The sequence below is a fragment of the Streptomyces sp. NPDC002853 genome, from assembly GCF_053591915.1.
Genome location: NZ_JBSFUS010000003.1, coordinates 533,144 through 548,513 on the forward strand (window position 1 = coordinate 533,144; position 15,370 = coordinate 548,513).

A 15,370-nucleotide genomic window follows, 5' to 3' on the forward strand; every position below is an offset into this window, starting at 1 on the left:
GCCTCCAGACCCGCCGGGCCCTACAGGCCTACAGGCCGCCAGGTCCTCCAGAAGCAGCCCGACTCAACTTTAGACAGAATCTAATGTAGGATGGCTTTCAAGCTACCCGCCAGGAGGCCATCCCATGTACGAGCCGATCCGCACCAAGTCGGTCCATGCCATGGCCGACCCGGGCGACTTCCCGCACCGCTCCCGCGAGGAGGAGCTGGACATCCAGCTCGCCGCGCATCTGGCGGCGCTGCTCGCCGTCACGGACGAGCTGCGCGCCCTCGCGCCCTCCACCGACCTGGATGACGCCGCCGAGCAGCTGTCGTCCGAGGTGGCCCGGCTGCGTGGCGGGCTTGCGCCCGTCCGTTCGGCCGTGGTGACCGCGATTCACGAACCGCACCTCACCGCCCTGCACCAGCGCGCCCACGCCCTCGCGGGCCGCGCCCTGGTGGTGGCCGCGTCCCGCGCCGACACGGCGGCGGCGATTCTCGCCGCCCACCGCATGGACGCGCACGCCGGCGCCGCGCACCTCGTCGGCGCCCACTGACGGCCCCGGTCCGCGGCCGGCGAGGCCGCGGACCGGGCGCCACCTACCTGATCAGCCGGTCACCCGCACCGTCGCCTCCGCCGACGAGCCCGAGTGCAGGTCGTCGCCCTCGTAGCTGACGGCGTAGACGGTCTTGCCCCGCTTGTTCGGCAGGTCCTTGACCTTGAACGTGCCGTCGGCCGCGACCGACGCCGACGTCAGCTCGCCCGTCGTGCCGAAACGGTCGGTCCTCGTCACCTTCAGGGCGATCCCGGAGGGCAGCGAGCGCCCCTGCCCGGTCAGCTTCCCGGTGATCTCGACGCCACCCGTGCGGGTGGCCTCGGCGGGCGCCGTCAGCTCGATCGAGGTCGGCGCCTTCGCCACGTCGACGGTGAGCGTGACGTCCTCGGCAGGACGGTGCGTGACATCGCCGAGGAACCGCAGCGTGTACGTCGCCTCGCCGAGCCGGTCCGGTACGTCCAGGACGGTGAAGCTGCCGTCGGCTGCGACCTTGGCGGGGGCCACCTCCGTCGTGCCGTCCGCGTCCTTGCGGACCGCCTCCACCTTCACCGGCTCCGCTGGCGCGGGACCGTCCAGCTCCAGCTTGCCGCGGATGCCGAGCGGTTCACCGACGACGGGCTTCGACGGCGTGGTGCTCAGGGTGCCGGTGAAGCGCGAGTCGTACTGGGCGGCCGGCGGCTTGATGACGTGCAGCCAGTGGTTGTAGCCGCCGTCCGAGGTCACCGCGAAGAGCCGTGAGCCGTCCTTGGACCAGTCGAGGCCGCGCGGCACGACCCGCGAACCGTCGAGCTCCCCCTCGAAGGCGAACTCCATCGGGGTGGTGCCGTCCGCCGGGTCGGCGGGCTGGATCAGCAGGTCGGAGACGCTGCCGGAGGCGACCGCGCCGCGCGCCACGTACTTTCCGTCCCCGCTGAACGCCACCGCCGAAGCCTTCGCGCCCTCGGGCAGCGACTGATAGCCGGTCGGCGCGTCCGCCAGGTCGGAGGCGTCGAGCAGCCGGGTGCCGTACGCCGCGTCGGCGACGGCGATCCGCTTGCCGTCGGCGCTCTGGGCGAGGTCCTTGAGATCGAGCGCGCCCTTGCCCTCGGCGTCCGCGAAGCGCCGCTGCGGGCCGCGCACCAGGTTGGCGCCGCTCGCGTCGAAGGTGGCGACGAACGCGTTGGCCGCGCTGTTCACGCCCGCCTGCCCCATGATGAGCCGGTCCGGGGCCCCGGGACCCGACTCGATCTTCAGCCGTCCCTCGCTGTTCCAGCCGGTGTTGACGTACGAGGCGTCCTTCACCTGGTAGAGCAGGGCGGTGTTGTCGGGCCTTTCGCAGTACGAGCTGCCGGTGTACGGCGTCTCCGTGAACCACGTCTTGCCGCCCGCGACGGCCACCTCCCGGCCGCAGGTGACATCGAAGTTCGTGCCCGAGGCACCGGTCCTGGTCTGGGTCGCCGTGTCGAACGTCAGGATGCGGTTGGACTGCGACACGTGCAGGGTCGCCCCGTCCGCGCTGAGCGCCATGCCGGACGCCGGCTGATCGGTGGCGAGCGAACCGACGCGCTGCCCCGCGAAGTTGTAGACCAGGACGGCGCTCGCCCCGCTGCCGCCCTTGTTCCCGTCGGTGACGTAGACCCGCTCGTGCGTGTCGTCCACCACCATCGCCCCGAACGAGGAGATCGGCAGCTTCGCCACCTCGTCCGACGGAGTGGCGGCGTGCGCGGCGGGTGCGGTGACGGCGACCAGACAGGCCGAGCTCAGAGCCACCGCGAGCGCGGCACCCGTCACACGTCTTAACCGCTGAGATTGCTTCAACTTGGCCCCCCACAGGCTCTTTTGGGGCGCGCGTCGATCAGCGGCCCCCCGTGTGGGGTCATTGAAACATGTGAGGGGCATGTGAAGGCGGCGTATGCGAGATGCGGATATACGCGGATGAGCCCCGCACATATACGCGGATGAGCCCCGCACGCCGTTGTGCGGGGCTCATCCGGAATGCGCGGAACGCCTGGTGGAACGTCTAGCCGAGGCGCTGCACCAGGGCGCGGTACTCGTCCCACAGTTCCTTGGGCGTGTGGTCGCCGAAGGTGTTCAGGTGCTCGGGGACCAGCGAGGCCTCGTCGCGCCAGACCTCCTTGTCGACCGTGAGCAGAAACTCCAGGTCAGCCTTGTCCAGGTCGAGGCCCTCGGTGTCGAGCGAGTCGACGGTCGGCAGGATGCCGATGGGCGTCTCGACGCCCTCCGCCTTGCCGTCGAGCCGGTCCACGATCCACTTCAGGACGCGGGAGTTCTCGCCGAAGCCGGGCCACACGAACTTGCCGTCGGCGTTCTTCCGGAACCAGTTCACGTAGTAGATCTTCGGCAGCTTGGACTGGTCGGGCTTGTCCGCGCCGACCTTGACCCAGTGGGCCATGTAGTCGCCCATGTTGTAGCCGCAGAACGGCAGCATGGCGAACGGGTCGCGGCGCAGCTCGCCGACCTTGCCCTCGGCCGCGGCGGTCTTCTCGCTCGCCACGTTCGCGCCGAGGAAGACGCCGTGCTGCCAGTTGAAGGACTCCGTCACCAGCGGCACCGCGCTGGCGCGACGGCCGCCGAAGAGGATCGCCGAGATCGGCACGCCCTTGGGGTCCTCCCACTCGGGCGCGATGATCGGGCACTGCGAGGCGGGCGTGGTGAAGCGGGCGTTCGGGTGGGCCGCCGGGACGCCGGATTCCGGCGTCCAGTCGTTGCCCTTCCAGTCGGTGAGGTGGGCGGGAGTCTCCTCCGTCATGCCCTCCCACCAGACGTCGTTGTCGTCGGTGAGCGCGACGTTCGTGAAGACCGAGTTGCCCCACAGGGTCTTCATGGCGTTGGCGTTGGTGTGCTCGCCGGTGCCGGGCGCGACGCCGAAGAAACCGGCCTCGGGGTTGATCGCGTAGAGCCGGCCGTCCTCGCCGAAGCGCATCCAGGCGATGTCGTCACCGATGGTCTCGACCGTCCAGCCGCGGACCGTCGGCTCCAGCATGGCGAGGTTGGTCTTGCCGCAGGCGCTCGGGAACGCGGCCGCGACGTACTTCGACTCGCCCTGCGGGGGCGTGAGCTTGAGGATCAGCATGTGCTCGGCGAGCCAGCCCTCGTCGCGCGCCATGACGGAGGCGATGCGCAGGGCGTAGCACTTCTTGCCGAGCAGGGCGTTGCCGCCGTAGCCCGAGCCGAACGACCAGATCTCGCGGTCCTCGGGGAAGTGCGAGATGTACTTGGTGGAGTTGCAGGGCCACGGCACGTCGGCCTCGCCCGCTTCGAGCGGCGCGCCGAGCGTGTGGACGGCCTTCACGAAGAAGCCGTCCTCGCCGAGCTCGTCCAGGACGGCCTGACCCATGCGGGTCATGGTGCGCATGGAGACGGCCACGTACGCGGAGTCGGTGATCTCCACACCGATGGCGGACAGCGGTGAGCCGACCGGCCCCATGCAGAACGGCACGACGTACATCGTGCGGCCGCGCATCGAGCCGCGGAAGACGCCGCCCTCGCCGCCCGAGCCCTGGAAGATCTCCCGCATCTCGGCGGGGGCCTTCCAGTGGTTGGTCGGGCCCGCGTCCTCTTCCTTCGCCGAGCAGATGAAGGTGCGGTCCTCGACGCGCGCGACGTCGGTCGGGTCGGAGGCCGCGTAGTACGAGTTGGGGCGCTTGATCGGGTCGAGCTTCTTGAACGTCCCCTTGGCGACGAGCTCCTCGCACAGGCGCTCGTACTCGGCCTCGGATCCGTCACACCAGACCACGCTGTCCGGCTGCGTCAGTTCGGCGATCTCGTTCACCCAGGAGACGAGCTCCCGGTGGTTGGTGGGAACGGTGCCCAGGGTCTCTGAGAGAAGGGGAGCCGCGATGTCGCGCGCCACGATTGCTCCTATACGAGGGGTTTATAGGTTTGTTGCCCCGTGGGGGCTGCGACCCGGACGCTTCACGTGTTGTTCCCTCTGGCGCTCATCCGGTGCCGACCGCACTCATTTGATCATCCGACGCATCCGCGCATATGTCCAGAGGGCCTCACAGGTGAGCGGCGTGAGTATCGCCACTCACCAGGTCGGCCTTCCGGCCACGAATCCGTCACTTGTACGCTCGGGTATCACCGTGAGCATCGCCACTTGTGCGCCACGGTTCCCCCATGACTGATGCCTAACTTACGGTTGCGTAGGTACGATTCCGATATGACCGCTCCCGTCCCTGACGCGATCACGAACAACCAGGACGCCGGCCGCGACTCGACCTCCGGCTCCGACCCGGCCTCCGGCTCCAACTCGTCCGTGCTCGACGCCCTGCCGCTTCCCGATCTCGAAGAAGTGAAGCCGAAGATGCGCGGCTGGCTGCACGCGGGCATGTTCCCCGCGGTGCTCGTCTCCGGCATCGTGCTCATGGCGCTCACGGATTCCACCCGCGCGCGGATCGCCTGCGGGATCTACGTCCTGACGGCCTGCCTGCTCTTCGGAGTGAGCGCGATCTACCACCGGGGCACCTGGGGTCCACGCGCGGACGGCGTGCTGCGCAGACTCGACCACGCCAACATCTTCCTGATCATCGCGGGCACGTACACCCCGCTGACGATGCTGCTCCTGCCCGACTCCAAGGGGCAGTGGCTGCTCTGGGGCGTCTGGGGAGCGGCGGTGGCCGGCATCCTCTTCCGGGTCTTCTGGGTCGGCGCGCCGCGCTGGCTCTACACCCCGTGCTACATCGCGATGGGCTGGGCCGCGGTCTTCTTCCTGCCCGACTTCCTGCGCGCGGGCGGCATCGCCGTACTGGTCCTGGTGGTCGTGGGCGGCCTGCTCTACAGCGCGGGCGGCGTGATCTACGGCATCAAGCGCCCCAACCCGTCCCCGCGGTTCTTCGGCTTCCACGAGGTCTTCCACTCCCTCACGCTGGCCGCCTTCGCGGTCCATTACGTGGGCATCTCCATGGTGGCGTACCAGCACGGCTAGACCAGCTTCCGACCTCTCCCCTTTTCATGGCCGCGGCTTTCGAGCCGCGGCCATTTGCGTGCGCCTGGGCGCGTCGGCGCTCGTACGACTTGACGGTGACTCCTATTTGAGAGTTACTCTCAATTTCATGGCCACTGTCACAAACTCGTCCGCCACGCACCGGCAGGACCCGCGCCGCTGGTGGGCCCTCGCCGCCCTCGTCGCGAGCATGCTCGTGCTCGGTTTCGACATGACGATCCTCAACGTCGCCCTGCCGACGATGGCCGGGCAGCTGGACGCGAGTACGGGCCAGCAACAGTGGATGGCGGACGCGTACGTCGTCGTGTTCGCGGCCCTGATGCTTCCGGCCGGACTCCTCGGCGACCGGTTCGGGCGCCGCAGGATGCTGATCACCGGACTCGGGATCTTCCTCGTGGGCTCGCTGATCGGCACCCTCGTCGACTCCGTCGAGCTGGTCGTCGTGGCCCGGGCGATCATGGGCATGGGCGGCGCGCTCGTCATGCCCCTCGCCATGGCCGTACTGCCCGCGCTCTTCGCTCCCGGCGAGCGGACCAAGGCCGTCGGCATCGTCTCGGCCGCCTCCGCGCTCGGCGCGCCGCTCGGGCCGATCGTGGGCGGCTGGCTCCTGGACCACTTCTGGTGGGGTTCGATCTTCCTGATCAACGTCCCGATGGTCGCGATCGGCATCACGGCCTGCGTCTTCCTGCTCCCGGAGACGACCGACCCGTCGTCCCCGAAGGTCGACGTCGCCTCCACCGCGCTCACCGCGGCCGGGCTCGGCGCGCTCATCTACGGGATCATCGAGGCGCCCGTACGCGGCTGGGGCGACCCGCTGATCCTCGGCATGTTCGGCGGGGCGGCCGTCCTGATCACCGCGCTCGTCCTGCGGGAGCGGAAGATGCCGCGCCCGATGCTGGACATGTCGCTGCTGCGCAACCGAGGCTTCCTGCTCAACACGATCGCGGCGACGCTCGTCATGTTCGTCCTGTCGGGCCTGATGTTCGTGCTTCCGCAGTATCTTCAGGCGGTGCTCGGCCATGACGCCTTCGGTACCGGTGTGCGGATGCTGCCGATGATGGGCGGACTGCTGATCGCGTCGCGGGGCGCGGAGCCCGTCGTGCGGAAGTTCGGCCCGCGTGCGGTGATCAGCGCCGGGCTGGTCGTGCTCGCCTTCGCGGCGATCCTCGGCAGCCGTACGACGGCCGACTCCGGCTACGGCTTCACCGCGCTGTGGCTCACCATCGCCGGCATCGGCTTCGGCTTCGCCGTCGTGCCCTCCATGGACTCGGCCCTCGGAGCGCTTCCCGTGGAGCGGGCGGGCTCCGGCGCCGGGCTCATGATGACCGTGCGGCAGGTGGGCAGCGCCATCGGGATCGCGCTGCTCGGCTCGCTGCTCTCCGGCGTGTACGTCGACCGCCTCGACACCGGCAAGATCCCGGACGCGGCGGCGGACGCCGCGGGCGAGTCGGTGGTGGCCGCCCACGCGGTCGCCGAACGGCTGGGGATCTCGCGGCTGGCCGACTCCGCCAATGAGGCGTACATCGACGGCATGGTGACCGTCCTCCTCGTCAGCGGCATCGCGGCGCTGGTCACCGCGCTGCTGGTGGCGGCCCTGCTGCCGAAGGCTCCCCCGCCGCCGGACGACGCCGACATGGCACGGCAGCCGGAGGATGCCCGACAATGAGCGCCATGACGGCCGCACGAATCTCCCCTTCCACGCACAACCCTCAGCTGGGACAGACGGGACACATGGGACAGCTCGGGCTCCGTGAGCGGAAGAAGCTCAAGACGCGCATCGCGATCCGTGAGGCCACGTACCGGCTGATCGACGAGCAGGGGTACGACGCGACGACGGTCGAGCAGATCGCGGAGGCCGCGGAGGTGTCGGCGTCGACCGTCTTCCGCTACTTCCCGACCAAGGAGGACATCGTCCTCACCGACGAGTACGACCCGCTCCTGGAGGACGAGCTGCGGGCGCGCCCCGTCGACGAGCCGATCGTGGAGTCCCTGCGGCACGTGCTGCGCAGGGCGGTGGGCCTCGGCTTCACCGAGGAGCCGGAGGTCTCACGCCTGCGTACGCGCCTGATGATCGAGGTACCCGCCGTGCGCTCCCGGCTGCTCGAGAGCATGTCGGTCACCGGCCGGATGCTGTGCCGCGTCATCGCTGAACGCGCGGGCCGTGATCCCGGGGAGCTGGAGGTCCGGGTGTTCGCGATGAGCCTCATCGCCGCGCTCACGGAGACGGCCGCGTACTGGGCGGAGCACGGCCACGAGGACGACCTGGGCGAGCTGGTGGACCGCGCCCTGTCCATGCTGACCACCGGCTTCGGGACGGGTGCGCCCAAGGCCTGAGGCCGGTGCCGACGGCCACCGGAAATTCCCCGGCCGCCGTTGCTCGCCCATGCCATCCTGACCGCATGAATGGTCCGGAGATCCTCATCCGCTTCGCCCCCGAGCTGGGGCTTTTCGTTCCGCACGGGCGAAGGGGCGGCCCCACCAAGGCAGTTACGGACGGCGTGTCCACGCTCGGGCACGTCGTCGAGTCGCTCGGGGTGCCGCTGACGGAGGTCGGCTCGCTGGTCGTGGACGGCGCGGAGGTGGCGGCCTCGCATGTGCCGCGCGAGGACGAGTCGGTGGAGGTCCGCCCCGTCCCCCGCCCCCAGCCGGTCCCCGGCGCCCCTCTCCGCTTCCTCCTGGACGTTCATCTCGGCACGCTGGCCCGCAGGTTGCGCCTCCTGGGCGTCGACGCGGCGTACGAGAGCACGGACATCGGCGACCCCGCCCTCGCCACGCGCTCGGCGGCGGAACGGCGGGTGCTGCTGAGTCGGGACCGGGGCTTGCTGCGACGCCGGGAGCTGTGGGCGGGGGCGTACATCTACAGCGACGCCCCTGACGAACAACTGCGGGACGTACTGGGCCGGTTCGCTCCCGCCCTGCTGCCTTGGTCGCGCTGCACGGCGTGCAACGGGTCGCTGCGAGCGGCGAGCAAGGAGGACGTGGCGGAGCGCCTGGAGGGGGGTACGCGGGGGACGTATGACGTGTTCGCGGAGTGCGGGGAGTGCGGGCGGGTGTACTGGCGCGGGGCGCATCACGACCGGCTGGAGGGGATCGTGGCGCGGGCGGTAGCTGAATTCTCCCCGAGGTAACTGAATTCTCCCCGACCCCGCCCCTCCCCGAAGAACGCCGGACGGGCTGAAACAGCCCGTTTGCGGGCGCGCTCGGCGGAGCCGGTGTTTACGGCACCCGAGGCCAGGGCCCCCGAGCCCTCAGCCGGACAGCTTCGCCGCCAGCTCCCCCGCGTCAGTGGTGGGCGCATCGCAGACGAACCGGCGGCACACGTAAGCCGCCGGCTTCTCCCTCCCCGCGAGCAGCGGAAACTCACCGCCACCGGCAGGCCCCGCGGCGACGACGGCCCCCGGCGCGGTCCCCAGCAACGCGGTGCGATGCAGCTCCCCGCCCACCGGGCCGATCACCGCGACCTCACGAGGCCCGTCGAGGGCGGCCTCGGCCACCGCCAGCCCGTTCCCGATGAACCGGGGCGCACGAGGCGCGAGCCCCTTCACCACGCCCAGCGCCCGCTCGGCCGCCGCCCGATGCGGTTCGGCCCCGGTCTGCGCCGCGTACGAGAGCAGCGCCCCCGCGGCGGCCGTCCACCCGGAGGGCACCGCGTTGTCCGTGGGGTCCTGCGGCCGCCGGATCAACTGCTCGGCGTCCGCGGCGGTGTCGTACAGGGACCCGGACTCCGTGTCCACGAACTGGGCGAGCACATGGTCGAGCAGGAACCCGGCGAACTCCAGCCAGACCCCTTCCCCCGTCACGGACGCCAGCGCGAGGAAGCCCTCGGCGACATCGGCGTAGTCCTCCAACACGCCCGCGTTGGCGCCGACGTGGCCGTCCTTGGAGGTACGGGAGAGCCGCGCCCTGTCGTCCATGTGCAGCCGTACGAGAAGGTCACCGGCACCGACCGCGGCCGCCACCAGGTCCGGGCGGTCGAAGTACGCGCCGACCTCGGCGAGCGCGGCCACGGCGAGACCGTTCCAGGCGGCGACGACCTTGTCGTCACGGCCGGGCGCGGGCCGCTCGGAGCGCGCCGCGAGCAGCCGCTCCCGGATCGAGTCGAGCCGCGCGACGTCCGCCACCACGCCCTCCGAGGGCGGCAGTTGGAGCACCGATGCGCCCTCCTCGAAGGTGCCTTCCTCGGTCACCCCGAAGTACGTGGCGGCCAGTTCGGCATCCGCGTCGCCGAGCACCTCGCGCAACTGCTCGGGCGTCCAGACGTAGTACGCGCCCTCGACGTGCTTGCCGGTCGCGGCGTCCTCGCTGTCCGCGTCGAGCGCCGAGGCGAAACCGCCCTCGTTCGTCCGCAGTTCGCGCACCATGAAGTCGGCGGTCTCCAGGGCCACGCGCCGCGCGAGGTCCGATCCCGTGGCCCGCCACAGGTGGGCGTAGACCCGGCAGAGCAGCGCGTTGTCGTACAGCATCTTCTCGAAGTGGGGCACGACCCACTCCCGGTCCACGGAGTAGCGCGCGAAGCCTCCGCCCAGCTGGTCGTAGATCCCGCCGCGCGCCATCTTCTCGCAGGTGTCGGCCGCCATCTGGAGGGCGCCCTCCGAGCCGGTGCGGGCGTAGTGCCGCAGCAGGAACTCGACGACCATGGACGGCGGGAACTTGGGGGCGCCGCCGAAGCCGCCGTGCGAGGCGTCGTAGTCGCGGGTCAGGCCGAGCAGCGCCTGGGCGAGCTCGTCCTCGCCCGGCAGCTCGTCGGAGCCGAACGCCAGCTGACGCTCGGAGAGGTCGCGCACGATCTTCCCGGCGACCTCGTCGACCTCGTCACGCCGGTCCGTCCAGGCACGCCGCACCCCGTCGGCGACCTGCTGGAAGGAGGGCATGCCGTGCCGCGGCTCGGGCGGGAAGTACGTGCCGAAGTAGAAGGGCTCGGCGTCGGGCGTCAGGAAGACCGTCATGGGCCAGCCGCCCTGCCCGGTCGCGGCCTGCACGGCCTCCATGTAGACGGCGTCGATGTCGGGCCGCTCCTCGCGGTCGACCTTGACGTTGACGAAGTGCTCGTTCAGGAAGGCGGCCGTGCCGGCGTCCTCGAAGGACTCGTGCGCCATGACGTGACACCAGTGGCAACTGCTGTACCCCACGCTGAGCAGCACGGGCACGCCCCGCTCCCGGGCCTGCGCGAAGGCCTCCGCCGACCAGGGCCACCAGTCGACGGGGTTGTCGGCGTGCTGAAGAAGATAGGGGGACGTCTCATGGGCCAGTCGGTTCGGCATGCTCTCCATCCTCGCGCACACGGAAGTGCGCCGCGCAGGTCCCACCGGTTCGCGGCGAGCCGCGCCGTCGGGCCCGGCGGTTGCGCAGCCTCCGGGCGATGACGTGCAGCCGGTCGCCGACCTGGGGCGTCGGCGCGTCCGTCCACCAGGAGGGGTGCTTGGCCTGGACCACCGAGATGCTTCCACGTGATCCTCGGACTCACTCGCGTCGGGGGCCCGTACGCAGGACACTTGTGGCCGCAGGTGACCATTGCACTCGGAGGGGGACCCATATGCGGGACAGCCATCGGGCCGAAGCCGAGCGGCTGTTGGTGCGGGCAGTGGAAGAAGAGGTGCGGCGCTCCGGCGGGCGCATCGACGGGGGCGTGTTGCTCTCGCGGGCCCGGGGCGCGCTGGACGCCATGGGGCAGACCGCCGCCGAGGAGTACGCCGCCTATACGCAGGCGGTCGACGAGTCGGAGGCCGGGCAGCTCTCCTTCGGGCAGCGGTATGCCAGAGAGGGGGCCGGAACTCCCCTGCTGGTGGCCGCCGTTGCCGCTGTGGGCGCGTGTCTCGCCGACCTCGCCCTCGGGACCGGGGTCTCGACCGCCATGGGCGCGGGCGCCGCCGTCGCCGTCGTCGGCGCGGCCACCACCGTCCTGAAGGTCACCGCCGCCCACGTGCCCGCGGCCAGCCGCCGCGCCGGGGCCATCAGCCAGCCGGGCGGGCCCGAACAACTGCGGCTGCAGTGGCTGACGGCCCTTGAGGTGCGGGGCATCCGGCCCTTCCTGGACCAGCAGCGCGTGCTGCAGCCCTCCTCCGGCAAGAAGAAGACCTCGCCGCAGCTGCGCGGCACGGACAAGAGCGCGGCGGCGCGCAGGCGCAGCGTACTGGAGCAGTCCTTCACCCAACTGCCTGAGCCCGAAGGCCCGTTCGCCGGGCGGCGGGCCGAGCTCGCGCGTGTCGCCCAGTGGGTGCACGCCGCGCGGGCCAGCACCGAGACGCGGCCCACCGTCGTCGTGCTGCACGGCGCGCCCGGCTCCGGGCGCTCCTCGCTCGCCGTGCGGGCCGCGCACGATCTGCGGGACCAGTTCCGGGGCGCCTGCGTCGTCGACCTGCGGGGCGAGAGCTCCCAGCCGCTGTCCACGCGGGACGCGCTCCTGCATCTGCTGAATCGATTGGGCGCCCCGCGCGAGCAGCTCCTGTTCCGCGAGCGTTCCTCACAGGAGCAGCAGGTCAAGCGGCTCAGCGAGCTGTATCACCAGTATCTGACCGGGCTCCCCGTGACCGTCGTCCTCGACGACGCGAGCGACCCTGAGCAGGTGCGCACCCTCGTGCCCGAGCGCTCCGACAGCCTCGTCCTCGTCACCACCCGGGGGCCCCTGGAGCTCCCGGCGGACCTGCCCGCCTGGGTTCACCAGCTGCCGGTGGAGCCGCTCGACGCGGCGGGCTCCGAGCAGCTTCTGCGCGAGACCGCGGCGGACACCTCCGGGCCCTACGACGCCGAATCGGCTGACGCCGTGCGGGAGTTGTGCGGCGGGCTGCCGCTCGCCCTGCGCGTCGCCGGCTCCTCGATCGGCTCGCGTACGACCCGTCAGCTCGCCGCTGACCTGGCCGCGTACGGGCCCTTCGAAAAGGTCGCACCCGTGGAGCGCGTCCTGTGGCTGCGCTACACCGACCAGTCCGAGTCCGCCCGGCGTCTCCTGCGCAGGCTCGCGCTGGCCGGGCGCGCCTCCATGGGGGCGGCCGCCGCCGCTGCCCTGCTCGGCGCCGACGAGCAGGAGGCGGCCCGGCAGCTGACCGCGCTCTCCCGCGCGGGTCTCGTCGACCACGTGCGCGGCAGCCGCTACCGCCTGCACGATCTCGTACGCGCCTTCGCGCTCGCCCGGCTCATCGACGAGGAGGAGCCCGCGGAGCGCACCGCCGCGCAGGAACGTCTCATCGTCAGCTACAGCGAGCTCGCCGGATCGGTGATCCGCCTGGTCGACGGCAAGATGTCGACGCGGGCCGGCCAGTTCGACCGGCACGGCTTCTCCTCCCTGGAGGCGGCCCTGCGCTGGCTGGACGACGAGTCCAGCTTCATCACGGCGGCGCTGCGGCACGCGGAGGGCGTCGACCAGGAAGCGGTGCTCAACCTGCTCGGCGCGCTGTGCGACTACTGCCTGCTGCGCGGCGACCTCTACCGCCTGGGCGAGATCAGCGAACTGACGCAGGCCGTCGACCAGGGCCTTCTCGTACGGAGCGTGCGGTGGCGCACCGGCATCGCGTCCCGTCAGCTCGGCGAGCTCGACCAGGCGCGGACGACCCTGACCTCGGTCGTGGACCTCTACATGGAGGCGCACCAGGACGCGGGAGCCGCCCTCGCCCTGTGTTCGCTGGGGATCACCCTGCACCACCAGGGCAATCTGACGGAGGCGGCCGCCCGCCTGAGCGAGGCCCTCGCACTGCAGGACGCCGACGAACTCGCCGGTGACCGCGCCTGGACGATGCACGCCCTCGCCGCGGTGGAGCGCGACCGTTCCAACCTCAACAAGGCGCTGGGGCTCCTGGAGGCCTCCCTGACCCTGCACCGCGAGAACGACTCCCTGCACGGCGAGGCCTGGGCGCACTTCCAGCTCGGCCAGCTCTGCCTGCGCATGGGCGACGTACCGCGCGCGGAGGAGCAGCTGCGGGGCGCCCTTGACCTGTACGGGCGCACGCGTGACGGCCGCGGCGAGGCCTGGGCGCTGACGCAGCTCGCGCGGGCCCGTCTGGTGGACGGCGACGCGTCGGCCGCGGTCGACGGGCTGCGGCAGGCGGTGTCCCGGCACCGCGACAACGAGGACGCGCGCGGCGAGGCGTGGAGCGCCTACTACCTGGGCCAGGCCCTGGAGGAGGCGGGCAGTCTCGACCAGGCGGTGCGCGAGCTGGAGCGCTCACGCACGATGTTCTCGCGGATGCGCGACGTGTACGGCCTGGCCTGCGCCCGGCACCACTCGGCCCGGGTGACCCGCGACCAGCGCGCCGCGCAGACGGGCTCCCTGCGCAATTCCGGCTTCGCCCGCCAGCTCCTGGTGGACGCCCGCGCCGACTTCCAGCGCATCGGCGTCGCCCACGGCGAGGCCTGGACGTGCCTGGAACTCGCGGTCGTGGACGCGGGGAACACGCGCGCCCAGCAGGCGCTTGCCCTGTGCGACCAGGCGGCCGAGCTGTTCGCATCGTACGGCGACCGCAGGGGTGAGGACTGGGCCCGCTTCCTGCGCTGCACCCTGCTGCCGTACGGATCGCCCGGCGGCTGGGAGATCGGCACCGCCGTGGCCCAGGAGGAACTCAGCCAGCTGGCACGCGCCGGTCATCCGACGCGCGACGGCAAGCTGGACGACTACATGGAGGCGTTCGGCCTGCTCCTGGAGCGCGGCGCCGACCTGGAGGCCGGCTGGCAGGCCTGGCGCCTGGGCATGGTGCCGAACCGCCACTCCCGAGAGGTGATGGGAGTGACGGTGGCGAGGGCGGGCTAGCCCTTGCGGGGCTCGGCCGCGGAGGGCTTGCCCTCCGCGGAGGAGCCTGCCGAGCCGGAGGAGCCGGCCGAGCTGGAGGCGGCCTCCGCGGGCTCCTTGAAGTCGACCTTCCGCATGTGCTTGTTCATCGACTTCATCAGCCCCCAGACGGCGACAGCCATCACCGCGAAGACGATGAACCCGAGAACACCCGGGGTCACCTTGTCATCGTCGACCTCTTTGGCGAGAGGGACGAGATGCGTCATTGCCAGATGTACGTTCACGCTAGGCATTGTCGCGGATGCCCGCAAAGAGGTCGTCCTCGGGGAGGGATGTATCGACGAGCGACTTCGCGAGCTCGTACTCCTCCGTGGGCCAGACCTCCTTCTGGAGCTCCATGGGCACCCGGAACCAGCCGCCGTCGGGGTCGATCTGCGTGGCGTGCGCGATCAGCGCCCGGTCACGGACCTCGTAGAAGTCGGCGCAGGGAACGTGCGTGGTCAGCGTCCGCTCGACCCGCTCGAACTCGTCCCACCGCTTCAGCCAGTCCCCGTAGGGCGATTCCAGGCCCTTGTCGAGCATGGCCTGGTGGAGCGCCTCGGTGCGCGGCCGGTTGAAGCCCTGGTTGTAGTAGAGCTTCTGCGGCTGGAAGACCGGGCCGTACTCGCTCTCCGGGTACTTCTCGGCGTCCGCCGCGCCGTCGAACGCCACCATCGTGATCTTGTGGGTCATGATGTGGTCGGGGTGCGGATAGCCGCCGTTCTCGTCGTACGTCGTGATGACCTGCGGACGGAAGGAGCGGATCTGCCGGACCAGCTCACCGGCCGCCTTGTCGACGTCCTCCAGGGCGAAGCAGCCCTCGGGCAGCGGCGGCAGCGGGTCGCCCTCGGGCAGGCCCGAGTCGACGAAGCCGAGCCAGTCCTGCTTGACGCCGAGGATCTCGCGGGCCTCGTCCATCTCCTTCCTGCGCACCTCGTGGATGTTCTCCTGGATGTACTTGTCACCCTGGAGCTTGGGGTTGAGGATGTCGCCGCGCTCCCCGCCCGTGCAGGTCACGACATGCACGTCCACCCCCTCGGACACGTACTTGGCCATGGTGGCCGCGCCCTTCGACGACTCGTCGTCGGGGTGGGCGTGCACGGCCATCAGTCGCAGCTGCTCAGTCAAGACTCGA

11 protein-coding genes are annotated in these 15,370 nt (G+C 71.0%); 6 read left to right on the plus strand and 5 right to left on the minus strand.

The features are described from left to right. Nucleotides 1–124 precede the first annotated feature (124 nt). Nucleotides 125–535, plus strand: coding sequence for an SCO4983 family protein (locus ACWD02_RS10300; protein WP_451207024.1), 411 nt, complete (start codon nt 125–127; stop codon nt 533–535). Nucleotides 536–586: 51 nt separating this feature from the next. Here the strand turns inward: ACWD02_RS10300 and ACWD02_RS10305 are convergent, their stop codons facing one another. Together ACWD02_RS10305 and ACWD02_RS10310 are read right to left on the minus strand one after the other, a co-directional pair. Beyond that, nucleotides 587–2,305 carry an Ig-like domain repeat protein gene (locus ACWD02_RS10305; protein WP_451207027.1) on the minus strand — a complete coding sequence of 573 codons (1,719 nt, stop codon included), beginning with the start codon at nt 2,303–2,305 and terminating at the stop codon, nt 587–589. A gap of 229 nt (nt 2,306–2,534) precedes the next feature. Further along, nucleotides 2,535–4,388 carry a phosphoenolpyruvate carboxykinase (GTP) gene (locus ACWD02_RS10310; protein WP_451207029.1) on the minus strand — a complete coding sequence of 618 codons (1,854 nt, stop codon included), beginning with the start codon at nt 4,386–4,388 and terminating at the stop codon, nt 2,535–2,537. Nucleotides 4,389–4,697: 309 nt separating this feature from the next. Here ACWD02_RS10310 and trhA point away from each other — a divergent pair, with 309 nt between their 5' ends. From trhA to ACWD02_RS10330, 4 genes are all read left to right on the plus strand, one after another. Next, nucleotides 4,698–5,462: a PAQR family membrane homeostasis protein TrhA gene (gene trhA / locus ACWD02_RS10315; protein ID WP_451207031.1), complete on the plus strand. Its 765-nt coding sequence runs from the start codon at nt 4,698–4,700 to the stop codon at nt 5,460–5,462. A 127-nt stretch (nt 5,463–5,589) separates the two neighbouring features. After that, the gene (locus ACWD02_RS10320; protein ID WP_451207034.1) at nt 5,590–7,146 is read left to right on the plus strand and encodes an MFS transporter; all 1,557 of its coding nucleotides are present in this window, start codon (nt 5,590–5,592) and stop codon (nt 7,144–7,146) included. 5 nt (nt 7,147–7,151) lie between these two features. Next, nucleotides 7,152–7,814 (plus strand): TetR/AcrR family transcriptional regulator, encoded by a 663-nt coding sequence (locus ACWD02_RS10325; RefSeq protein ID WP_451207037.1) that lies wholly within the window; start codon nt 7,152–7,154, stop codon nt 7,812–7,814. A 65-nt stretch (nt 7,815–7,879) separates the two neighbouring features. Beyond that, nucleotides 7,880–8,608 carry a Mut7-C RNAse domain-containing protein gene (locus tag ACWD02_RS10330; RefSeq protein ID WP_451207040.1) on the plus strand — a complete coding sequence of 243 codons (729 nt, stop codon included), beginning with the start codon at nt 7,880–7,882 and terminating at the stop codon, nt 8,606–8,608. Between the two features lie 120 nt (nt 8,609–8,728). Here ACWD02_RS10330 and ACWD02_RS10335 read toward each other — a convergent pair whose 3' ends face one another. Next, nucleotides 8,729–10,741 (minus strand): thioredoxin domain-containing protein, encoded by a 2,013-nt coding sequence (locus ACWD02_RS10335; RefSeq protein WP_451207043.1) that lies wholly within the window; start codon nt 10,739–10,741, stop codon nt 8,729–8,731. A gap of 272 nt (nt 10,742–11,013) precedes the next feature. On the opposite strand from ACWD02_RS10335, the gene ACWD02_RS10340 reads away from it, so the two are divergent. Beyond that, nucleotides 11,014–14,217, plus strand: a complete 3,204-nt coding sequence (locus ACWD02_RS10340) for a tetratricopeptide repeat protein (RefSeq protein WP_451207046.1) — start codon at nt 11,014–11,016, stop codon at nt 14,215–14,217. Here ACWD02_RS10340 and ACWD02_RS10345 read toward each other — a convergent pair. Together ACWD02_RS10345 and mca are read right to left on the minus strand one after the other, a co-directional pair. Then, on the minus strand, nt 14,214–14,462 hold the full coding sequence (locus ACWD02_RS10345; protein WP_451207473.1) for a hypothetical protein: 249 nt from the start codon (nt 14,460–14,462) through the stop codon (nt 14,214–14,216). The genes ACWD02_RS10340 and ACWD02_RS10345 overlap by 4 nt on opposite strands. A gap of 19 nt (nt 14,463–14,481) precedes the next feature. Next, nucleotides 14,482–15,363 carry a mycothiol conjugate amidase Mca gene (gene mca / locus ACWD02_RS10350; protein ID WP_451207049.1) on the minus strand — a complete coding sequence of 294 codons (882 nt, stop codon included), beginning with the start codon at nt 15,361–15,363 and terminating at the stop codon, nt 14,482–14,484. Nucleotides 15,364–15,370 lie beyond the last annotated feature (7 nt).